The 24003-nt window shown below is 41.8% G+C and carries 16 protein-coding genes; 5 read left to right on the top strand and 11 right to left on the bottom strand.

Annotation, left to right across the window (positions count from 1 at the left end; all coding sequences use genetic code 11):
- Positions 1–253 precede the first annotated feature (253 nt).
- From F7734_RS50390 to F7734_RS50375, 4 genes are all read left to right on the top strand, one after another.
- Positions 254–2443: a hypothetical protein gene (locus F7734_RS50390; RefSeq protein ID WP_155751820.1), complete on the top strand. Its 2190-nt coding sequence runs from the start codon at positions 254–256 to the stop codon at positions 2441–2443.
- A 336-nt stretch (positions 2444–2779) separates the two neighbouring features.
- Positions 2780–3565 (top strand): PIG-L family deacetylase, encoded by a 786-nt coding sequence (locus F7734_RS50385; protein ID WP_155751819.1) that lies wholly within the window; start codon positions 2780–2782, stop codon positions 3563–3565.
- Positions 3566–3673: 108 nt separating this feature from the next.
- On the top strand, positions 3674–4756 hold the full coding sequence (locus tag F7734_RS50380) for a glycosyltransferase family 4 protein (protein ID WP_155751818.1): 1083 nt from the start codon (positions 3674–3676) through the stop codon (positions 4754–4756).
- A 299-nt stretch (positions 4757–5055) separates the two neighbouring features.
- Positions 5056–6144, top strand: coding sequence for a glycosyltransferase (locus F7734_RS50375; protein WP_155751817.1), 1089 nt, complete (start codon positions 5056–5058; stop codon positions 6142–6144).
- Positions 6145–6312: 168 nt separating this feature from the next.
- Here F7734_RS50375 and F7734_RS50370 read toward each other — a convergent pair whose 3' ends face one another.
- From F7734_RS50370 to hepA, 7 genes are all read right to left on the bottom strand, one after another.
- Positions 6313–7809 carry an O-antigen ligase domain-containing protein gene (locus F7734_RS50370; protein ID WP_347566425.1) on the bottom strand — a complete coding sequence of 499 codons (1497 nt, stop codon included), beginning with the start codon at positions 7807–7809 and terminating at the stop codon, positions 6313–6315.
- Between the two features lie 62 nt (positions 7810–7871).
- Entirely contained in the window at positions 7872–8804 is a 933-nt protein-coding gene (locus F7734_RS50365) for a glycosyltransferase (RefSeq protein ID WP_155751816.1), read from the bottom strand.
- A 101-nt stretch (positions 8805–8905) separates the two neighbouring features.
- Positions 8906–9940: a glycosyltransferase family 2 protein gene (locus F7734_RS50360; RefSeq protein ID WP_155751815.1), complete on the bottom strand. Its 1035-nt coding sequence runs from the start codon at positions 9938–9940 to the stop codon at positions 8906–8908.
- Positions 9941–10127: 187 nt separating this feature from the next.
- Positions 10128–11153 carry a glycosyltransferase family 2 protein gene (locus tag F7734_RS50355; protein WP_155751814.1) on the bottom strand — a complete coding sequence of 342 codons (1026 nt, stop codon included), beginning with the start codon at positions 11151–11153 and terminating at the stop codon, positions 10128–10130.
- Between the two features lie 664 nt (positions 11154–11817).
- A complete protein-coding gene (locus F7734_RS50350; protein WP_166482658.1) occupies positions 11818–12972 on the bottom strand; it encodes a glycosyltransferase family 4 protein in 1155 nt (384 codons plus the stop codon).
- 130 nt (positions 12973–13102) lie between these two features.
- Positions 13103–14077: a glycosyltransferase gene (locus tag F7734_RS50345; RefSeq protein ID WP_155751822.1), complete on the bottom strand. Its 975-nt coding sequence runs from the start codon at positions 14075–14077 to the stop codon at positions 13103–13105.
- A gap of 306 nt (positions 14078–14383) precedes the next feature.
- The gene (hepA, locus tag F7734_RS50340; protein WP_155751812.1) at positions 14384–16228 is read right to left on the bottom strand and encodes a heterocyst formation ABC transporter subunit HepA; all 1845 of its coding nucleotides are present in this window, start codon (positions 16226–16228) and stop codon (positions 14384–14386) included.
- A gap of 5 nt (positions 16229–16233) precedes the next feature.
- Here hepA and F7734_RS50335 point away from each other — a divergent pair, with 5 nt between their 5' ends.
- The gene (locus F7734_RS50335; protein WP_155751811.1) at positions 16234–16437 is read left to right on the top strand and encodes a hypothetical protein; all 204 of its coding nucleotides are present in this window, start codon (positions 16234–16236) and stop codon (positions 16435–16437) included.
- A gap of 116 nt (positions 16438–16553) precedes the next feature.
- Here the strand turns inward: F7734_RS50335 and hepC are convergent, their stop codons facing one another.
- From hepC to F7734_RS50315, 4 genes are all read right to left on the bottom strand, one after another.
- Positions 16554–17381, bottom strand: coding sequence for a heterocyst development glycosyltransferase HepC (gene hepC, locus F7734_RS50330; protein ID WP_155751810.1), 828 nt, complete (start codon positions 17379–17381; stop codon positions 16554–16556).
- 1315 nt (positions 17382–18696) lie between these two features.
- The gene (locus tag F7734_RS50325; protein ID WP_166482657.1) at positions 18697–20925 is read right to left on the bottom strand and encodes a polysaccharide biosynthesis tyrosine autokinase; all 2229 of its coding nucleotides are present in this window, start codon (positions 20923–20925) and stop codon (positions 18697–18699) included.
- Between the two features lie 37 nt (positions 20926–20962).
- Positions 20963–22051, bottom strand: a complete 1089-nt coding sequence (locus F7734_RS50320; RefSeq protein WP_155751809.1) for a glycosyltransferase — start codon at positions 22049–22051, stop codon at positions 20963–20965.
- 375 nt (positions 22052–22426) lie between these two features.
- On the bottom strand, positions 22427–23731 hold the full coding sequence (locus tag F7734_RS50315) for a Gfo/Idh/MocA family oxidoreductase (protein WP_155751808.1): 1305 nt from the start codon (positions 23729–23731) through the stop codon (positions 22427–22429).
- Positions 23732–24003 lie beyond the last annotated feature (272 nt).

Raw genomic sequence — 24003 nt, 5'->3', positions numbered from 1 at the left:
GAATTGAATTGTTGGGTTTCGTTCCTCAACCCAACCTACACAATACATTTGTTAGATTGATAGATTCAACAATGGGAGTGTTTATTGTATAAAAATAACGCGAAATAGTCAGGGTGAAAATTTAAATTATGTATAAAAAAATTAATTCTCAGTAGACAAGAGATGAAAAACAGGCAGTTGATCTAGCTGTAGAAAAACTAGAAGCCTGTAATTGTGTAGCAATATTGACTAACGCTATGGAACCAGAATGTATATGTTCGATCGGTACATAAAGAATTTATCTCAAATCAAGTACTTTCTACAGAAGAAGTACCATAAGTTTGTACTCACTCTGATTGTTGGTGCGATCGCAGCAATTTTCATAACAACATACTTTGTGCCCAAAATTACGCCTGCCGCCAATGCTTACACAACATCTTGGATAGCAAATTCATTTGGTGGAGGAAAAAAGTGGGTACAAATTCAAATCAGTGGGATGTACGTTGCTCCTGATGGTACAGTTTACACAAACAGTCTGTGGGATGAAGCAGGTCGGGAAGTTGGTATTTATAAGAATGGTGATGTCATCGGTTTAGCTGACGATTTACACGGATGGGAAAGACTCGGTGGATTGGCTGTCACTGCTGATACAAATTACATTTACGTGGCTATGTCCCAAGGTCAAAGCGGGAGTCCCGGAGAAGATTACCCACCAAAGGGAACAACTTGGCATTGTGTCAGACGCTACAATAGAACAACCGGAAAAACGGCTCCATTTCCGGGTGGTCGTGGCTGGGATAAAAGTATGGTGATTGTGAGCACCAAAAGTCCGATCGCGGGATTGGCAAACGCGGGTTCGGAGTTGTATGTGAGCGATTCGGGAGGGAACAAAATTCGCGTCTACGATACCAAGACGATGAAGGAAATCCGGAGTTTTTCTGTTCCCAACCCAGGACCTTTAGCTGTCGATGGCAAAGGTAGTCTCTGGGTTCTTCCAAAGGCAGAAAACGCTGCCTCTGGTAAGATTTTCCATTATTCAAAACAAGGAAAGCAATTGCCAGATACCATCACCGATGTTGCCAAGCCTAGTGCGATCGCAGTTGATAATCAAGGTAGGCTCTTGATTGCAGACAATGGACCTCGCCAACAAGTGTTGATTTATAGCATAACGGGAACCAAGCCAGTACAAGTAGGAACATTTGGTACAAAAGGTGGGATTTATGCGGGTGTTCCCGGTGCTGTAGGGGATTTAAAGTTTGGCGGTATTACTGGAGTGGGTGCAGATGCCAAAGGTCATATTTACGTTGCTACTGATGGATTCAACCGTTCGGGGGTACAAATAAAACAATTTTCTCCATCAGGAAAACTACAGTGGCAGTTAATGGGTTTGTCATTTGTAGATAACGCTGATGGAGATCCCGCGACAGATGCTGTGGATGTTTACACAAAAGACGAACACTTCGTCATGGATTACAGCAAACCTCCCGGTAAGCAATGGACTTATAAAGGTTTTACGATCAACTCCTTTAAGTATCCTCAAGATCCGCGTTTGAATACCTCACCAGACGCCCCCTTCTTCCGCCGCATTCAAGGCAAGCCGTATTTGTTTCTTACAGATATGTACGGTGTCTTTCTACAAATCTATCGTTTTCAAAAAGACTCAGATGGGGAAATTGCCGTTCCATCAGGAATGTTTATTGGCACTAACGTAGGTCAACAGGCAATTCCAGGAAAGTGGCCCCCCAATCAACCAAAATCAGGCGAATGGATCTGGCGGGATAAAAATGGCAATGGTGCTTTTGATGCTAGTGAATACGATAACAGCGAAGATTATCCATATATGGGGGGATGGTGGGTAGATAGCAAAGGTGATGTGTGGAAAACTCTGCGAACGCAGGATGGTGTTGGCATTCGGCATTATCCTTTACAGGGAATAGATAACAAGGGCAACCCTGTCTATACTTATAAGTCCATGGAAAAGCAAAAGACTCCCAGCGTCCTTACTGATATACGGAGAATTGAGTATTTTCCCGAAACGGACACTATGTATTTAACGGGTTTTACCAAAGAACACCCTGCCATTAATGGTGATTACGCAAAATTGGTGGGTTCGGAAATGTTCCGTTTTGATAATTGGAGTAAGGGAAACACCAAACCTCGTTGGCGGATTGTTTTTCCAATAGATAAAAGTGCGCCTCCTGAAGTCTTGACTCCTGCAGCAATTGATGTAGCAAGAGATTATGTATTTGCCGTCACCGTAAAAAAAGCGGAGGTCTACGTTTACAACGCGAAGACGGGGGCGCTTGTCAAAACATTAAAACCTGGTTCTGAGGTTGCAAGCGAGAGTGGGTGGGTTGATATCCCATACGGCGTTCGGGCTTTCCGTCGTTCTAATGGAGAATACTTAGTGTTTGTGGAGGAAGATCACAAAGGAAAAGTCATTGTGTATAGAATGCGCGGGTGAATCCGTAAATACATGACTCGCAAAGCGCTATTGGATTATCTACGCCTGTAGGTAATCCAATAGCGTTGTTTACAGTTGTTGGTAAATCTAGTTAAATCTCAACAAAACGGAGATGCTTCGCGATGCGAACGCATATCCTCCATTTTATGTCAACTACTTCTACTTGACCGATGCTTCAGTACCCAATCCCTCAATTGGAGTACAAATTGTTGCATAAATAACAATTATTACAATAAATTTATATTTGTTATGTAGATTTTAAATACGAAAAAGCAAAAACTAAGGGATAATACTGAAAGTGTAGTTTTTTTTAATCTTTGTAAATTTGCAAAATACATGAGTACAAAAGAAATTCTAAAAAGAATACAAAAACAAGTGCCAAGCAGTTGGCTTTACCCGTTACAAAATATTCACTCTAACTTAATTTTTTGGTGGCTTTTATATCGTGGCAGTGAACCTGCCGTATTTAGCGAAAAATCTGCTTTAGTATTTTCTCCGCACCAAGATGATGAAACCTTTGGCTGCGGTGGTACGATCGCTTTGAAAAGGGAACGTGGAATACCTGTTGCAGTGGTGTTTTTAACAGATGGACAGGGTGGTTTGAGTCCGGATTCACCCATCAAACACGAAATTGTTCAAATTCGCAAGCAGGAAGCCTTAAAAGCTTTAGACATTTTAGGAGTAGAAGCATCAAGGATTCACTTTTTAGATAAGCCTGATGGAACTTTACCAGACTTACAGCCCGATTCTCGAACCGAGACATTAGAGCAGATAGTTCAACTGATAAAGCTTTACAATCCAGAAGAAGTATACGTTCCTCATCGAAAAGACTGTCATAAAGATCACGAAGCGACTTATGAATTAGTAAAAGAAGCCATAGCAAAAGCAGGTATCAAAGTAGAGCTACTGCAATATCCTATTTGGATGTTTTGGCGAGCCCCTATTTTTATTATGCTGAAATTGCAGGATATGGCAGCTGCACACTGCCTTTCAATTACGTCTGTTCAAAATAAAAAAAGCCAAGCAATAGCCTCTTACCGTTCCCAAATAGGAGGTTTACCGAGTGGATTTGTAAAGCGTTTCTCAAGCCCTTACGAAATCTTTTTTAAAGCAACTCAGTAGGTAAATATTTGATGAGGATTAACTTTTACCTGGAGTTACTTTGGTATCTAATAAGTACACACACGCAAGCAAATCAAAGAGTAAGCGATCGCTGTGGAGACAATATAAATGCGTATACTACATCTTACAAATCACGTAGAAAAAATTGGTAACGGCATCGTTAATGTGGCGATAGATCTTGCGTGTCAGCAAGCACGGTTAGGCCATGATGTAGCGGTCGCGTCTGCAGGAGGAGAATTTGAAACGCTCCTACAAAGTTATGGCATCACCCACTTTCACCTAGATCAATCGAGAACGCCGATTAAGCTTTTAAAAGCAGTATGGCGTTACTTAGATATTGTGCAAAAGTTTCAACCGGAGATTATCCACGCCCACATGATGACGGGGGTTGTACTGGCATCTGTTTTAAGAAACTCTTCATATCGCTTGGTTTCTACGGTACACAATGAGTTTCAGCGCAGTGCAATATTTATGGGATTGGCAGATCGCGTCATTGCTGTCAGTCATGCAGTTGCCAAATCAATGGAAAGACGGGGTGTACCACAGAGAAAATTGCGCGTTGTTTCCAATGGAACTTTAGGCAGTCCCCGCCATCGTAACATCCAAGAATACCAACCCTTACCCCTACACCGTCCTGCAATTACGACTGTCGCAGGGATGTATCAACGCAAGGGGATTGGTGAGTTGATTGATGCTTTTATAGAAATTGCCGATAAATTTCCCAATGCCCATCTTTATTTGGTAGGAGATGGTCCTGAGCGCAAGATGTTTGAGGAAAAGGTGAAAAAGACAGAATTGAGCCATCGCATTCACTTTGAAGGGTTTCAGACAGAGCCTCAAAAGTATATGCTAGCAACTGACATCTTTGTCCTAGCTTCATACTATGAATCCTTTGGCTTAGTTTTGACAGAAGCACGGGAAGCAGGATGTGCGATCGTGGCTAGTGATGTAGATGGTATTCCTGAGACATTAGACAATCGACAAGCAGGTATTTTAGTACCACCTAAAGATAGCCATGCTTTAGCAGAAGCCATAACAAAACTACTCAGCGATCCTGTTGAACTACGTCAGTGGAAATTTGTCGCTCGACAAAATTTAGAACGATTCAGTACTGCAAGGGTTAACGAAGAAACTTTAGCTGTTTACCGAGAATTATTAAAAGAGCGTTGTAAAACTTCACTAGTTTTGTAGAGAGTAGTATCATGTCCGTTAGCATCACCATAACAAAAATTTCTTCATTTCTTAGCGCCTTTGCGACTTTGCGTGAGTTTTATTCAGGGTCTATAAGCGGACATGATTATAATAGCCCAACCGCACAAGAGTCCTACCGTTTGCCCTCTGCCCCCAGCCTTCCTTCTTGTTAAAAAATATTAGGATTCTTAAAAAATCCAGGAATTTTTTCTACTGCATATAGAATTTGGTAATTCTATCCGGAGAAACTAAATCTTTTTTTGATTTATGTTATATGTCCTGAAGATGAGCCGAATTCAATGCGTGTTCTGCATATTTTAAACCACGTTCAAGAAATCGGTAATGGAATTGTCAATGTGGCAGTAGATTTAGCTTGCCTGCAAGCTAAAAATGGTCATGAAGTAGGTGTTGCCTCTGTAGGTGGAGAGTACGAAACACTGCTTGCAAGTTATGGTGTAAAGCACTTCAAATTGGATCAAAAAAGAACCCTCATTAATCTTTTGAATGCGGCTTTGCGTTACCGGGGAATTGTTAAAGAGTTTGAGCCACATATTGTCCATACCCATATGATGACTGGGGTTGTACTGGCAAAATTGTTAAAAGCTTCATCTCGTTACGCTTTAGTCTCTACAGTACACAACGAATTTCAGCGAAGCTCGACACTCATGGGTTTCGCAGATCGTGTCATTGCAGTCAGTCATGCTGTTGCTGAGTCGATGGCACAGCGCGGTATTGCGCGACAGAAACTAAGAGTTGTGTCTAATGGGACTTTGGGAAGCGTCCGTAGTCGAAGGCTTCAAGAGTACTTACCAATGCAACTGCATAAACCAGCCATTGCAACTGTTGCAGGAATGTATGAGCGTAAGGGTATTGGTGAGTTAATAGATGCTTTTGCTCGGATTGCTTGTGATTTTCCTTCAAGCCATCTCTACTTAGTGGGGAACGGTCCCGAGCGTTCCATATTTGAAGAGCAAGCCAATAACACCCCTTTTAAAGACAGAATCCATTTTGAAGGCTTTCAAGCAGAACCTCAGCCTTATATGTTAGGTTGTGATATTTTTGTGTTGGCTTCCCACCGTGACCCCTCTCCACTTGTCATTCCAGAAGCCCGTGAAGCCGGTTGTGCGATCGTCGCCACTCATGTAGACGGAATACCTGAAGCATTAGATAATGGTCAAGCTGGCATACTAGTTCCGCCTACTGACAGTGAAGCTTTGGCAGCTGCTTTAAAGCAATTGCTCGGTTCTCCTAATTTACTGCAAACATGGAAATGCAAAGCACAACAAAACTTGGAAAGATTGAGTGTGTTGCGCGTTCATGAAGAGACTATGGCAGTTTATGAAGAATTAACTACAAACTGTGATATTTTTTCAGTTGCTAGTAGTTAGTTGTTAGTGGTTGGTAGGGGCTCAAGGTCGCCGCGCCCGTACAGGATTTCACCTCGTTCCCAGCCTCTGGTTGGGAACGAGAATTGAGTGACAGTTACCAGCCCCTACGAACTCTTTAACCTTTTGACACTCTCCGACCTAAAGTTACGAGGCTCCCGCGCTCCTGTGTTATTGAGGTGGAAGATTATTTATATTTGGATTTATATTTTGGTAGTACTGTAGGTATGCTTGTTGAAAATTATTAACCTGTTTTTGGTGTTGATAATACTTATGCCCTGCCATAACAATGGCTAAAAAGCCCCAAAGCAACATACCTGAAAACGCTAGCATGGCACTACCACCGGGTAGCGCTACAAAACAACCGAGGGCAACAGCACGAGATGCTGCCATAAAAGCATCGAAACGGAACTCAGTATATTGGAATACTTTTAGCAACAGCATGATCATTGCTCCTAGGTAAAGGATCGCTCCGAACCAACCTATGGTAAAAAACGTTTCTAGGATTCCGCTATCAATAACTATTGGTAGTAATTTGCCGTCTTTGTCAACAATGAACGTATTTCCTATCCCAGTCCCTAAATAGTTTGTTAATGCCCTACTAAGACCATCTTCATAGATCTTTTTTCGGACACTCGCACTATCGTCTTTATCAAGTGCTGTTAATGTTTGCAAACGGGAGTTGATTGCGTCAGAGAATGGTTCCATAAAGGTTAAGGGGACGACACAAAGTGTCATTACCAAAATCGTTACCATGAGACGCATTTGCAGTTTTGGCTTGATAGCAGTAATCATACTGAGCAATCCTACTAACCAGCATCCCCATAGAGTACGTACTAATGCTAGTAGGAAGGAGAGGTAGCCAAAGGCAGCCGTCGGAATTACTAACGGTCCGGAGGAATTAAATAACAGTAACAACCCTGCCATCATCATGACGGCAAAAGGACCGGGAGATGCCATCGTACTCCAGAGTCGGATTTTTAATGGTTCTGGATCTCCAAAACTGGTAATTTTTGTACCGATTAGCCAAAATCTATCCCACTCTGGTGCAATTAGGTATTGTATAACTCCATAAACTCCTGTAATTAACACGCCCCACAGGAACGCACTTTGTATGCTTTTGCGGTATTCAGGATAATTTCGCCAGTTGACAATAAAATAGAAGGAGAAAGAAATAGGAACTAGCCAGTCTAAAAGCGAACGCGTTGCGGTGACTGGTGATGTTTTTATTAATCCTATAAGATAACCGTAAATCACTCCCAGGACGGCAAGAATAAATGGTAGCCCTCCCTGTTGGGCATATTTGGGTAAGTCCTTGAAGGAATATATGGTGATGAAGCTCACCAAATATTGGGATACTAGTATCAATCGCGACTCATCAAAGCTGCCACTGTAATAATCGATTAAGCGAGAAACGAACGGCGTGATAAACCACATCCATAAAGTGAACCCAACGTAAAGGGCAGGATATCGAGCGTAAAGGAGAATCCCAACAACAAAAGATACGAGTATGTATCCCGGACGCATAATACTGGCAGCACGTATTGCAATACCCGCAACCGTAAAGAGTATTAGCGCTCCAATCGCTATCCAAGCGTACAGCGGTGGTGGTTGTGGAATATTATTTGCTACAGAGTATGGATTTGAGATCGGCTGCCTTTGAAACACTGCGCCACTCCAAGGTTAATTTGTTATTTGTCATTGGTCATTGGTCATTGGTCATTGGTTACTCACTGACTAGCTTGCCAGGTTAACCAGCCGAGCCAGCGCCCCCGAACTGACGCTAACCACTTTTTCCTGGCGAAGTTTCCTTCACTGGGTAAAAATCGCAACCATTGTATTAAACCTAGAGCTTCTTGGGTTCCTATTAATATAGCCCATAAAATAAATACTACACGTCTAATAAAGGGTAAGTGTTCTAGTAATACTACGGTTTCATTGTGTACTGAATTGATAACTGCGGTTTCATTCAGTCTGTCACGCTTGTCCTCGTCAAAACGTTGTGCGGGAAAGTGATCGACTGCAATTTCTGGGTCGTAAACAATTTTCCAACCAGCTCGTTTCAGTGCCAAGCATAATGACATCTCAAAGTGAACTTGAGCACCCGTACCTCTCATGCGTTCGTCAAAACCAATGGGGGCGATCGCCTGACGGCGAAAACTCATGTTCACACCCTTAAGAAGATCCACTTCGCGGGCTTTACCTATACCAATGTGGTGTTTACCGATCGCACGTCCCCACCATTGAACTATACCTACAACGTCACTTGTACCATCATCAAGCAATTTGTTTTGCCAGTACACCCAATCTCTTCCACCTACACCCCCAATGCGATCGTCTGACAGATAGTATTTTTCAATCCGTTCCAACCAATCCCTGTGAGGTGCTGCATCATCATCTGTGACTGTAACAATATCTCCTTTAGCTTCTTTCAAAGCCGCATTCAGGGCAGCTACGACTCCTGGTACTGTAACTGTTACAGTCCTTAATTTTAATGGTTCGGGATTGTATTCTTTAAGGAACGCCCAACTGTCGCTGTCTGTGTCGCGCACCGCCACTAGCACTTCATCTGCCGGACGGTTTTGTCCTTTGAGCGCTTCCAAACAACGACTGAGATCTTTCGGGCGACGGTAGGTTGGAATAATGGCAGTGATGGTCATCATGAGTTGCTGCTGAAGTAATTGAGTCAGTTCATAGTGATGAGTTAACAGTAACCAGTACCGCAGCAGTTACTAGCGATCGCTAATAACTGCTAACAGATAACTTAACTTACTGTGTTGACTGTTGAACGAGCTTTAAGCTTGCTTAACCAATCTTTTACTATGCCTTTTAACTTAAGTTCTGTATGGTGCTGCCACTCAAAGAAAGGAGCCAGCCCAAAAGATAGGGCGAAAAGACGCAGCCGCAACATTGGTGAATCTCCCAACTGTTTTAGAAGATTGACAAGTTCTGCTCGTTCCTCTTTATTAAAGATAGGTAGAAAACAATAAGCGGAGTGCAAAAGTGCCATCTTGCGTCTCTGCTGGTCTAGTAGCTTTGTATTCCAACCCCGACGTTGAAAAGCTGGTAAGAAACTTTCGTTGAAAATCCGAACGTATCCCTTTAATTGCAAGTGCTTGCGTTTGGAGCGTGTTTTTTTAACGTCAGTCCATACTCGATAGCAAGCTAGTACTTCCTCTGAATAGACATTACCATAGCCAGCATCTGCAATTCTTACAGATAAATCGTAATCTTCCACAAACTCAGGACGGTTTTCATAATACCTGAGTTCCCGTAATGCCTTTGCTCTAAACATAACGATGTTGGCTGCTACTCGATAGCCAGAAACTGCTGCCATAAGAGCGTCATCTGCATCTTGAAACTCATGATTTCTGGCGACTCGGCTGGTGGAACGGTTATTTCCATACTCGTCAATTTCCTGAATAGCAGTGTGGGCATAACCTGCTTGTGGATATTTTTGTAGTAGCGCGACTAATTTCTCAACATAATCGGGGTAAATTATATCATCTGAGTCCAAGCGCACGATAAAGTCAGTTTTTGGCTGGCTCATTAACCAAGTGTTGTTGCCAGCAATTCCTAGGTTTTTTGGTTGGCGGTAATAGTGAACCTGGGAAAACTGCTGGCACAGTTGTTCCATAACTTGAGGAGTTTCGTCAGTGCTGCCATCGTCAGAAACCCAAACTTCGACATTTGGATACGTTTGACTGCAAGCACTACGCACGGATTTAATCAAATATTGAGCTTGATTGTATGTGGGAATACAAATAGCTATTGAGGGGGAATCTGGCATTGAAGTCATCTTAAAGTCACGGCCTACAAGATGGAGCAGTTTGCAGTTAAGGATAAGAGCCTGATTTGACTCACAAAGCAAGGACTCCCATCCTTACTATAAAACAGTCTTATTATGCTCAATTCCGAAGAGAATCTGCAACTTACTTTTTTTTCGTTTGTAAGTTTTATTTTCAGGATGACTTCTGGTGTTTTGATTATGCTGTTTTCACTTGATTGAGGGTCTTGATTTTGGTTAACCAGCTCTTAACCATGCCTTTGAGCTTCAATTCTGTATGATGCTGCCACTCAAACAGAGGAGCCAAACCCAAGGAAAATGCAAAAAAACGAATCCGCAAAGCTGGTGAATCGCCCAATTCTTTTAACAAATCGATCAGTTCTGCTCGTTCTGTTGTGGAAAAAATTGGAGAAAAACAAGCTGCTGAATGAATGAGTGCCATTTTACGCCGATATTTATCAATGATCTTCGTATCCCAACCGCGTCTTTGAAAAGCAGACATTAATGACTGGTTGTATATCCACAGATAAGCTCGCAGCTGGTCGCCTTTTCGCTTGGATCGCACGTGTGCAGTATCGGTCCATACACGATACTCAGCCAACAACGCATCAGAATATACGTTTCCATAACCAGCATCGGACATTCTAACTGCTAGATCGTAGTCTTCGCTATACTTGAGGCGTCCATCACCATAAAACCCTACTTCTCGTAAAGCTTTGGCTTTAAACATGAAAATGCTGGAAGCCGTTCGCAACCCAGACACGGAAGCTTTTAACGCCTCTTCTGCATTTTGAAACTCATGCTTTCTCATGACTCGTCGTTCGGAAAGGTAGTTTCCAAATTGGTCGATTTCTAATGTTGCCACATGACCCCAACCCGCTTCTGGGTACTTTTGCATGAGAGCGACTAAAGTTTCCACATAGTGCGGCGACATACTATCGTCTGAGTCCAGACGAATCACAAATTCTGTCTCTGGTTGGCTTAAAACCCAGTTACAGTTAGGCGTCATCCCCATATTTTCTGGATGGCGATGATATCGCAGTTGGGGAAACTGTTGGCACAATTGTTCCATCACTTCAGAGGTTTCATCGGTACTAGCATTGTCTGAAACCCACACTTCTACATTAGGATACGTTTGGCTGCAAGCACTTGCTACTGAATGAATGAGATATTGGGCTTGATTGTAAGTGGGAATACAGACAGCGACTGATGGCAATTCCTGCATATTGTGGTGGCTCCTTTTCACGAGCAGTCATTAGTTATGGGTTTACTGGGTTAATGAGTGCTAACTTTGATTGAGGAAAAAATCCGAATTCAATTGTTAAATTTTGTACAATAAAGAAGCTTTGGTATTAGTATTGCTACACCCTAAAGGTGAAACCTTTTACCAAAACGCCAGAAAGTTATTTGTACTAAAATAAAACTCGTTTAGACAAATCTAAAGAGCTTTTAAGTAGAAGGGTTGAAACTTCCCTTATTTATTCGGATATACAAAAAAGTTTTATGCAAAAACAGAAAAATGTTGGCATTCTTTACATTTTTTCTTTGACGTATATAGCAATCCTGTTTGATTTGTAATATACCCGTAGGTAGGGCTAAAGCCCACCAAAACAGTTATAGCGGTGGGCATTAGCCCTACCTACAGCGCTACAGCGCTTAAAATTTTTTACAAATGATTTAGGATTGCTATAGTAAATATAGAGATTTTGTAGACCCCAAAAACCCTCTGTGCTTTCAAAGTTATTTTTGTTATTATAACGTTAAACCCACTACAAAGTCTATATCTAAATCTAAATAAATTGTGGTTAGGATGAAAAAAGGATTGAGGTTAGGGATTAGAGTTAGGAATGAAAGCTCGGTACTTCTTCCATCTCCCCCTTGTCTTGTTCCTAACCCCTACTACTTAACTTTTCTAACAAGTCCACGTAGGTTTGTGCCATTTTGCTCCAGCTGTGTCGTTCTGCTATGGTTCGGGAGACTTGACCCATTTGGGTTCTCATCTGTGGGTTGTTTGTCAGGGTTGACATTGCAGTGGCTAAAGCTTCAACGTCGTCTGAGTCTGGTAAAACGATCCCGGCTTCTGGTGTTACCAAATCTGCTGCACCCGTAGAGGTAGCGGTGATGACAGGTACGCCTGTTGCCATAGCTTCAATCACAACTAAGCCAAAGGGTTCGTATCGGGAGGGAAAAACAAAGAAATCGACTGCTTTCATGACTTCTGGTAAGTCACGCCGCAATCCTAAAAAATGGACTCGGTTATTTAGCCCCAGTGTTGCAGCCAGTTGGGGATAGGGGCTACCTTCTGTGATCCCCGCAACCGCTAAATGCAAATTGGGTACTTTCACGAGGGCGTGCAGTACCGTGTCTAAGTTTTTTCGAGGGATTCTGATATCACCTGCAAATAAAGCCAGGGGTACTTCTTCTGGAAGACTCCATTTTTGGCGATCGCTAGCACCAGGTGAAAACTCTTGTAAATCGACACCATTGACAACAATATCAATGGACTCTGGAGGTACACCAATTTCTAACAAATCTTTAGCAACTTTATTAGAAACTGCCACGACAGTTTGTGTTTGACGAAAAGCCTTTTTTTCCCACTGGGCATTTAAAGCTGTGTAAAACCACTGATACAAATCGTAAATAACTTGACGTGGATTGAATCCAGTTTTCACGGACTTGGGCTTTGCCTGTTTGGAGGAGAATTTTAGCCAAGAACCATGGACGAAATGAACGGCGTTCAGATCGCTCCGCACCCAAGTAATTGCACCATTGGCTTTCACGACATCCAGTTGAGAACGATGCTTACGCAACCAATTTGTGCTGGTAAGAGCAAAAATTAAGTTACGAAGCAATTCAGCAGGCCATCCTTCTACCGGAATTGGAACCCAATGAACTTGATTGTTTTGTTGTAATTCTGGGGCTACTTGACTTGATAACAAGGTAACATGATGACCGCGTCGAATTGCTTCTCGAGCAACCTCGTAATTCACTCGACCCTGTCCATCACCTTTAATAACGCTGTGGGTAACGATGCAGAGCTTCACGCTAAACTTCCTGTAAAATTCATGATAAAATATAATGTTTAGGTATCTATAAAACAGAGAAACACCTTGACATCTCCCCTTTTACGATATATGAAATCCCTGGTTGTTCCTAAATTTACTAAAATCCAAGTTAGAACTTAGCTGCTATTTTGGGTGGTCCAAAACTCAAGACAAGTGCAACCATTGTTCGGAAACTTAGACTTTGACGCAAGGAACGCCAAAAGTAGGGACGCGCTTCTTTAATTTGTTTGGAGCGCATTAAACCAATTCCCAAAGTGGTACTTACGAATCCCCATTGTTGTAGAAAATAGGGTTTAAATTCCTTGAGTCTTTCATCTTCCATAAACTTCTCATAACAAAAAATGTCGGCTTGAGCTTTTCGGATTTTTGCTTGAGGATTTCGGCTACCGCTCATCATTGTGTCTGTTTGTTCGTGAACTCTGTACCGAGTCAATTTTTCAGGGCAATAATATGCTCCCAAACCATCACGACAACACAGGTAGTTTACGTATAAATCCCACGAACCACCGACTTCTGATGGAATGCTTTTCCAATCTACAACGTCTCTGCGAATCACTGCTGCTGTCGCTGTTGACACTGACCTATCTATTAAGGCAAGCTTACAGAAAGGTTGAAAGATTCCTTCAGGTAAATGAGCACGCTTAAACAGCTGCGAACAATGCTCGCTAAGATCGCTATCTATTTCCCCTTCAGCATCCATCATATAATGATCGCAAAAAGCAAGCGTTAAATTTGGATGAGCTTCCAAAGGTGGTACGAGCTTTTCTAAAAAGTTCTCTTCCCACATATCGTCGTCAAGTAAACTCGCCACATATTTACCTCTTGCTTTTTTAAAAGCATTCATGGTGTTGGCAAACATTCCCAAGTTTGTTGAGTTCCGATAGAACCGAATTCTATCATCATTAAAAGACTCTACAATGGGTTGGGGGTTGTCCGGACTGCAATTGTCAGAAACAATAATTTCTATATTCCGGTAAGTCTGCTTAACTGCACTACTTAAAGCTGCCTTGAGGTAATCAGGACGGTTATAAGTAGGTGTAATAATGCTGACTAAGGGTTCTGAGGATTTTCTATCGCCATTCATATTCTCATTAGTAGGTATTTTTTCTTTAAACGGGGATGTTTTAAAGAATTTTCTGCTAATCATATAGTAAATAACATATTCATATGAAAAAATTGTGTGAACAATATGACAATAACTTGTCATTTTGGACAGTAGATGGAGGGCTTGTGTAAGTTGAAGACAGCAGAGTTGTAAGCCCTGCTTTCTTCAATAGCAATTTTGCATCAGCAGGGTATTAAGCATTGTTGTCTAAATTTAGTTTTTGAACCTCCCTTTTCTTAGTTTTATTTACACACGTTACGACTTTTGACCACCGAAAAATAGTCTTTACTCGACTTTCCCTACTTCATGCTGCATTTGATGATATTTCCAAAGTTTGCCGCGTCTTTGCAACAAATCTTGATAGTTTCCTTGTTCTACAACTCGTCCTGCTTCCATAACAACAACTTTGTCTGCTTTGGCAATTGTTGAAAGTCGGTGAGCGATCGCAATCACTGTTCGACCTACAGCAAGCTTTTCAATAGATTCTTGAATGAGTCTTTCCGAAACTGAGTCGAGAGCGCTGGTTGCTTCGTCTAAAATCAAAATATCTGGATCTCGCAACAATGCACGAGCTATGGCAATACGCTGTTGCTGTCCGCCAGATAAACGAGCGCCGCGATCGCCCAACACTGTTGCAAAACCTTGGGGCATTTGTTCGATAAACTCAAGTGCATTTGCCAGTCGGGCTGCTTCTCTGATTGCTGCTTCTGTTGCATTGGGTGTACCGTAAGCAATGTTGTCCCAAACTGAAGTATTGAAAATAAATGTGTGCTGGCTGACAACTGCCATTCTCCGGCGCAACGAGTTAATCTCAAACTGTCGCAAATCTACACCATCGACAAAGATGTGTCCTTCTGTCGGATCGTAGAATCGAGGAATTAAATCAACAAGTGTTGTTTTACCTGCACCAGATGCTCCTACCAGTGCCGTCATTTTACCCTTTTCAATAGACAGGGTTACATTGTGGAGTACCAAATTGCTCTTTTGGTAGCCAAAATCAACAGACACTATGTCAATTGAGCGTTGCAATCCAGGAAAGTCAATGTTGCCATTTTGAAAGTAGGTTTTGTTATCTTCTCTCAATAGTTCCTTAATATTTTCTAGCGAGCCACCCAACGTACTTAGGTAGGCTAGAGTTCCATTAATATCTTGGAGACTTGGCACCACTCGCACTAGAACAAAGAAAAAGGTTAGCAGTGAAGCGATTGGCAGTGTAAATTTAACGAAGGAAATAATAATTAAAATGATAAGAGCTGTGGTTGCAACACTTTCTGCTATAGGTTTTACTAATGTCCAGGTAGCTACTACTTTAATGGCAGCGTTATATAATTCTTTACTTGATTTGTAGAAACGCTGTCTCTCGAAGTCTTGAGTTCCGTTTGCATGAACGGTGCGAATTCCATTAATAAACTCTAACGCCAGCGCATTAAATTTACCGTTGGCTTTGGAAATGTCAAAACTCTTTTCTCTTACTCTGGCATTGAGTGTAGTTAAGCCTACTGCCAAAAAAGAAAATAACATGACTGACAGGGCAGACAATTGCCACGATATCAAAAACATACAGATAAAGTAGACAACGACGACCAATACCCTAGTCAGTATAAAAGCCGCTCCACTGAATCCTTGCTTGAATCTCTCGATTTCTGTCGTCATCGTGTTCATGATTTCGCCAGAACGAGCTTCAGTAAAGTAACCAAGTTGTAAAGACTGTAGCTGTTCAAAAATCCGCTTTCGCAAACGATCTGCAAGGCTGAGTTGGACAGATTCCGTATAAATTGATGCTAAGTAATTAAAGATGGAACGAGTCCAAGTGGTGAGTAATATCATCAAAGATATTACGTATAGGGGATTGATGACTGTAGCGTTAGCTGCCATCCAAGCATCTAACCAGCCAATTCCTGTTCTGGCTGAATCAGTTGGATTGGTTAAACTCTGTAGAAAGGAAAGTAAAAATCCAACACTAAAACCCTCAAAAGTTGCCGCAAGGAAGGTAAAGACGATGGCTAAGACAGTTATTTTGCGAAAATTGCCAAACTCTCGCAATATGGTATGGTTTTCCTGCCAAAACTTATTAGCTTTAATGATGTTTTTTAACAGAGAGTTAACTTGTTTGGAGATTTTGGGCTGCATTTTTTTTGTCTGTCGAGATTTTGTGGCTGGGCGAGCGAAGGACTTTGTGTCCGTGCAATTTGTTTTTTGCTCAACGCTTGTCTAGCGTGATGTTTCAGTCTTCAATTTCCATAGCGTTAGTAAAACTGAGCGTGTCACTGCACTTAATTGCGGCAAATGAATGGCTCAATTACCGCAAGCTGCGTCCATTAATAACTTTGTCAGAATAATACCAACGATAGAGACAAGCGGCAAACTTACTTGGCAAGCACGCTAGATAACACAGTGCCTGTAGGATGTATGGTAATAGTTTTTTCAGCCGCCTATGTTAATGCCAACAAGTTAATTAGGATATTTGGCTATCCAGATGCAACAGGTCTGACTCTGCTTCAACTTCCCACAATCCCATGATTCCTGGTAACCGATTGAGGTGTCTTTGTGCTTCAAAGTTGAGTCGCACGGCATCTTTTAAAGACCAGCATCGAGGTCCGGTTAAACTCATTTCACCTCGCAACACGTTGAGCAACTGCGGCAAATTGTCTAATCCGTACTTACGCATCCAACGCCCAAGGACTGTTAGCTCTTCTTTATCTTTGCGATCGCCCAAACTATTTTGGTAAACTGCATCCTCTTCAAAAGCTTTCTGGCTTGTTACAGTTGTACGAAACTTGATGACTTTGAAGAGTCTACCCCGTTCGCCAATATGCCATTGACAAGAGAAGATTGGGCCTTTGGAGTGGAGGTACATCAATGAAACTAAACCCAGAATTAAAGGCGCAAATGCAATTAAGAATATCAAAGCAACCAGCCAATTGCTCAGCCGTTTTAACGCTCCTTGGAGCGAGCTACTGATTTTTGGTTGCGAGTCAGTAGAAGGTATGCGAAGGAAAATAGGCAAGTCAGCAGCTTGACACGCGTCTGCCCAAAATTGTAACCGAGCTTCACCTAACTTTGGATCTATGCGAACTAAAGTTGCTGGAGTTGCCTTTAAACACTCCACAAGCAGGTGCTTTTGATGTAGTGAAGGCATATACGGCTGCTTTACTTGCCCTGGAGGCATAACTAGCAACTGATTCCGCCGCCATTGAATTGTGCAGTATTGGGGAGGATTATCTTGTGGTTGCTGCTTCACCGTATAGTAACTTTGTATCGTTGGTATTATTGAGGTTGTCATATGTATTTCATCTCATAAGGTAGTAGATTGCTGACCTGATACTTGAACGCTTTATAATGCCGTAACCGATCTTTATCTCTGTTGCTCTAGGAACGACCCATAGCATTGAGTTATGGAAGCATCAAACTATCTCTAATAACAACAGCACACCATCAGCCATTTTTTTCTGTACTAGATCCATGACTTACGACAGTATTCTCCAAATAACTTTAAAAGTTCTACTCATTCACTTGATATGGCCGATCCGTATGGATATTCGATCTCTAGGATATAAGACGCAGTAGAAATAACAGTTACCCGTTCGGATTCTTTATTCACTCTTTATAGAGTCACTGTGTTTTTCCTAGAATTATTAAGCTATCGTGAACGATTTTTCTAAATAATCATTTTTGTATTCATTTTATCATAATGCCAAATTCACAGTTCAAAAAACCTTAATTATTACTACTAATCAGATAACACAAATTCCGCAAACGTTCTTATATGTAAAAATTTTCTATACTTATCTAATTTTTCTATTTATAGAATTCAATCTTTAAATACGTAACCGTTGATAGTTGACATTTATCCCCTCTCAGTAGTGACTCAAGTATAAAATCTTTTCCATAATACAAAGGCGGACAGACGAATTGTGTCTCTAGCCCAAAAGCAAGCATGATTGGGCATTTTGGCTTGTTTTGCCACAAGTAACCACTGTAATATGGGTAAGAGCACTTAAATAATTTCAACACCAAAAGACCTAATTCCTGAAAAACCAGTCTTTTGAGTCCATATTTTTTCTGAGAGGGAAATACTTAAGCGTAAGTGTTAAACAATAAAGAACCAACACATCAAAAAAATCACTTGTTTATTCATTTTAAGAAGAGTTATGTATACAGCAAATTTCAACCTAGTGAGGTACAAAAATTACCCCCTCTGTCCCCCCGATGCCTTGGGGGGATGAAAGGGGGGTGTACCTCATTAAACTGAGAAAGGCTATATTAACTTATAAAGAATACATTATCGCCTTACATAAGGGTTAAATTATTAACATTTAGTGATGGTAAAAATAAAGAATTTACTAGCAGTCTATGGAGATATACAAACTTGTTAATAATACTTTAAGTATAATCTTATAGTTATATTGAACAGAAAAAGGTACTTAGGACATCTATCTGGCGGCTGAAGTATTTCACCAGGTGATTTATGGCATATAGTTTCTAAGGCAAACAGGAGCGGGGTGCGATCGCACCCACTCCTGGCATACAGTATTTTTCTGAGATTTGAACCATAGTAGGGGCGGAACACCTTGCACCCCCCCAAACACCTTAAAAGGTTATTTCTCCACGGCTTGTTGGAGTGCAAACCGATGTTGGTGTGTTGTGTAGGGAATATATGCACTACCAGAGTTAGACACGCCACTGGCGACAACTCCAAGGAGATTCAGGCGGCTGAGCATGGCTGTAGCTTGCGCCATTTGGGTGCGAGTCACTTTACCAATGCTAGCCACCATAATCGCTCCACGACAAGATGATGCTGTAAGCAAGGCATCCACTAACCCAAGAACTGGTGTTGAATCCACCAGCACCAAATCGTAGTTTTCCTCAAATGTTGCCATCAGCTGCTGCATGCGAGGAGAACTCAACAAATTAGCAGGGTCAACTGGGGTAGGTCCAGCAGTCAAAATATCAATGTAGGATGACCCTGAAGATTGAATGCTAATTTGATTGGGTATGGAAACATCACTGGCGAGGAGAGTGGAAAGCCCTTGTTCGTTGGGAAGGTTCAACTGTTTGTGCAGGGAAGGTTCGCGCAAGTTAGCGTCAATAAGCAGGACTCGCTTGTGCAAGCGGGCGGCACTCATGGCTAGACCCAATGCCAGAGCTGATTTACCCTCATCTGGTAAGGCTGCAGTAATCATTAAGGATTTGAACGAAGAAACAGAGTTCAACAGTTCAATGTTTTTGTAAATCAGATCTAAAGATTCCCAACGGGGAGAGGACTGCAATACTTGAATTGTCCAAGGTGCGGGTTCCTGTGGCTTGCCAAAGGGCAACTTGATGACAGAGTCTCTAGCTGCTTTTGCTGGTGGTAGTTTCGGTGTTGTTCCCAACAATGGTAGGGCAACTTGCTTCTCCAATTCAGCAGTGGTGTGAACGGAATCATCCGCTGCTTCTCTCAAGAAAGCTGCAACACCACCCAACATAAGTCCTACGACTCCACCTAAAAGAAGGTTTTGCTGGAGGTTGGGACCCAACCTCACGCCCATCTTGGGTTTTTCGATGACTTCCCAGTTATATCCACCCTTATCGAGTTCTTGCTCTAGAACTTGTTCTGCTTTTAACAGCTGCTGTAACTTGTCTCGGTTAATTTGTACTTGAGGTTCCAAACGATTGTACTCAGCCAATACACGTGGAAAGCGTTTGAGTTCATTACGCAGTTGATCTTCTTTCTTTGCTAGAACGCGATCGCGAGCAACAAAAGCCAATAAATCCGTTCTTGTTTTTAACAGATCCGATGAAAGGTTGATGTCAATTTGACTTTTTTGTCCTTGCCCTAGGAGACTCTGTACTTGGGGTTTTGCGTCTACACCCAAAGTCCGCCTTTGCTCTTGTTGCAACAATGTCTTCTGGCTTTGAAGTTGTTCTACAAGTTTTTGTACGCTGGGTGCTTGTTCCGTAAAACGCAGGCGTTCTTGTGCCAGAAGCAATTCTGTTTTCTGGATTTCGTTCAGCAATGCTTGATAGCGACTTGATTGGCTGAGACGGGTTTCAGCAAGAGCAGTTTCTGGAGTTGTTTGAAGCTGTTGTAGTAAATTTTTGTAACGAGCATCAGCTTCTTGATACTCAGCACGAGTTTTACCCCGTTCTTGCTGAATTCTGGTTAGTTCATCTTCTGTGGCTTTTGCCTGTGTATCTGGGTTGATTATATTCTCACTTCTACGAAAGCGTTGTAGATTTGCTTCTGCTGCCACAACCTCGCTATTAACTTTTCTAATCTGGTCCCTGATGACTTTCAGACCTCTTCTGATACGTTCGTCTTGCTGTTTGATGTTGTAATCCAGATAAACTCGCTGCATCGTCTCCAAGACTTTGTATGATTTATCTGGATCGGTACTAATGTAGTCTACTTGAAATATTTTAGTTACAATGTTATCCTCTTTTCTCTTGATTTGGTCTAAAGCCAAGGAGCCTTTCAATTCGTCAACAGTTATATCGGGATATTCTGACTTGAGCTTGCTAACCGCTTGTTCCATCAGTTCAGAACTTTTCATTAAGTTCAGCTGGGTTGCGGTGTCTATTTCAATATTGGGATCGGTATATTGACTATCTACTGAACCATTTGCTTCTTGTTTGCCCTGATAGTTAGGTTCTATCAGAAGCTGCATTGAGCTTCCGTAAGTAGTTGGTGTTCTTTTTGTTGCCAGACCTGCAACGGCAATAGATGCCACAAATACTGCTAAAAACCAGGGGAATCTGCGTACTAAAACCGCTAACAGTTGTCCGTAACCCGGTTCTGACTCAGTAACTGGATTTACATATGGACCTAGACTGCTTTGAACCACGTTTATTATCCCTCAGCTAATCAAATTAAATGAATAGTTACTTTACAGCACAAGTTTGGTCAATAACTTGCTCGACTTTACTAAAGAAAGCCTCTTCTGAAAAATGAGTGACCGCGTGATTACGAATCTTCTCGTAATCCCAATAGATATCCCTGGCTTCTAGTAGTGCAGTTTGTAGCGAATCTGGTGTTTGCCTCTTGAAAAAGACTCCTGTTTTACCAGGGATCTGGGTGTCCAATACGCCACCAGCACCAAATGCGATGACTGGCGTTCCACTAGCATTTGCTTCTACTGGCACTAATCCATAATCTTCTAGGGCTGCCACTATAACAGACCTAGCTTTAGAAAACAATTGAGTGCGTTGAGCATCGGAAACGTGTCCTACAAATTCTACGTTGCCCAATGCTTTAGACTCCAATCTTTCTCTTTCCGGGCCATCTCCTGATATCAGCAATCGCCACCCCAGCCAGTTGAAAGCTTCGACTATTATATCAAGTCGTTTGTAACCGATCATGCGAGCTGAGGCAAGATAGAAGTCTTCTTTTGTATCTGAAAAAACAAATCTTTTTGTATCGATAGGATAATTGATAACAATTGCTTTTTTACCGTAGGTGTCTTTTATACGACGCGCAACAACACTGGAGTTAGCGATGTAAAGATCTGGCTCCTGTGCGTAGGTTAGGTCTACTTTTCTCATCATCCCAAAAACTTGTTCGATGAGAGGAGCAAAATATCGGTAGTCTCCGTACTCCCGTAAATAAGTTTCTGTATCCCATAAAAAACGAGTTACATTGTGACAAAAGCAAATGTGGCGTGCTGTTGGTTTTTTCCGCACTGCTTTTGCAAAACTAGTACTGCTACTAATAATTAGATCGTAATCTTGTAAGTCTAATGCACGGAAGGCAGGAAAGTAAAAGGGTGCCATCAACCTAAAATACTTTGTAGCACCTGGTATACCTTGCAAGAAGGTGGTATTAACAGAACGATCCCCCAAGTCTATGGTTTCTTCGGGATCGTACAAGGAAGTATAAACATCTGCTTCAGGGTAGCGCTTGCACAGCAATTCAAAAACGCGCTCCGCCCCTCCTTTTTGAGTTAGGTAATCATGAACTAGGGCAATTTTCATACTAAACCTGGTGGATTTACTCTATACAAATTTTTATAGGAATTAGGAGTCGGGGGCTAGGGGGTCAAGAATCACCTGAGGAAAGTTAATGACGACCGCATTGAACGCCGCACCCTCGTTTTAGCAGTTTATAAACTATTTGGCAATCTACTCGATCCTCCTATTGATTTTTAAGATACTAAAAATTTATTTTTAGATTATTAACTTTTAATAAATGTTTTGTAATGGAAACAGAAAGAAGTTTACGTGCTCTTGCGGATTGGGGATTGGGCATTGAGAATTGGACAAAAGGGCAAAAGAGCATTGAGAATTGGTACATCTTCCTTGTCTTCCTTGTCTTCCTTGTCCTCCTACTCCCTACCCCTACCCCTACCCCTACACTGCTGCTAGGGTTTTGAAGAAATAAGCATTTTGTTCGGCACGCAGTTTATCGCACAGCCTACCTGAAGGGAGTTCGACATCGTCATATGTCAGAACTTGATCTTTGGAAATATCTCGCTTGAGACGACATCCTTCTGCTAAACCAATTGGTAGGAAGTTTTGTTCTTGAACAATGTTGGAATTTTCACATTGACCGTAGGTCATGTAATAACCAATACCATCCAAAGTTTCCCCTGCTTTCAGGTCAATTTTGGCAGTCGTCACAACGTCCACTAAAGGAGCACCTAGAGGACTTAATATGTAGTCTTGGAAAAGAACAACACGAGCCACTGACAGTGGTACTTCAAAGTGACAGAGGTGATATGGGGTATAGAAGCTGTAAAGGGGACCTTCGCCTAACTTATAGAGATTGAGGTAGTGACGTTGCTTCGGGTCGTCATGAGTTCCGAATACAAAGACTCCAGGACCTGGTTTTGCACCCACGACGTAATCTACAATGCCGCCCAATTCTTTCAATTGTTCGACATCATACATCCCGGTCATTTCATCAACATGACCCTTAAAGTCGTATCCCAACATCCCGCGCTTGGCAACTTTCATCCCTGTAGCGTTGGCAACGATCGCTTGCTCAAATGAAATCTTTGTCCCATCTGCAAAGCTAGTTACCATGTGAGGCTTCTGACCCCAACGTTCGGCAAATGCTTTTTGAGTTGTAGGGTTGCGATAAGGATCTTGTAGACCTTTAATGTTACCACATAACAATGGAGTTAAACCAATACTTTTTACAAAACGATACAGATTCATTTGTACCCCAGGCTGGTCACCGTCACAAGCCGTGAGGATAACGCCTGCTTTGTCTGCATAAACTTTAAGGATGGAACCAATAGTGCCATCTAATTCAGCGTTCATCATAATAACATGCTTGTGATGGGCTATTGCCTCCATCACAACATGAGCGCCAAATTCCACCGCACCCGTCACCTCAATTAAAGCGTCAATCCCTTCAGCACGGCACAGTAACATCGCATCATCTGTCACAGCATAGCCATCGTTTGCGATCGCGTTTTCCAATTCGCCAACAGAGGAAACAACTTTATAATTTTCAACTCCGGCTTCTGAATAAGCACGTCCTGCAGCATCAACATTGCGGTTAGCAATGGCAACCAGTTTCATACCGGGTACAGAATTTGTGATTTGATTGGCGATTCCCCGACCCATGAAGCCCGCTCCAATCATGCCAACTTTGATAGGGTTAAAAGCTTCTGCACGGGCTTGTAAGGCACGATCTACAATAATCATCGATTTAAGTTCCTCTGTTGATAGTTGATAGTTGATAGTTGTTAGTTGTTAGTTGTTAGTTGATAGTTGTTAGTTGATAGTTGTTAGTTGTTAGTTGATAGTTTTGAGTTTTTAGTTGATAGTTGATAGTTTTGAGTTTTTAGTTGATAGTTGATAGTTTTGAGTTTTTAGTTGCTAATAACCACTAACCACTAACCAATAACAACTAACAACTAACAACAAACAAAAAAAAAAAAAAAACAAAAAAACAAAGATAAGAGGATCAAAAAAAA

This window comes from Scytonema sp. UIC 10036 (assembly GCF_009725235.1).
This window is presented reverse-complemented; position numbering and strand designations above follow the sequence as displayed.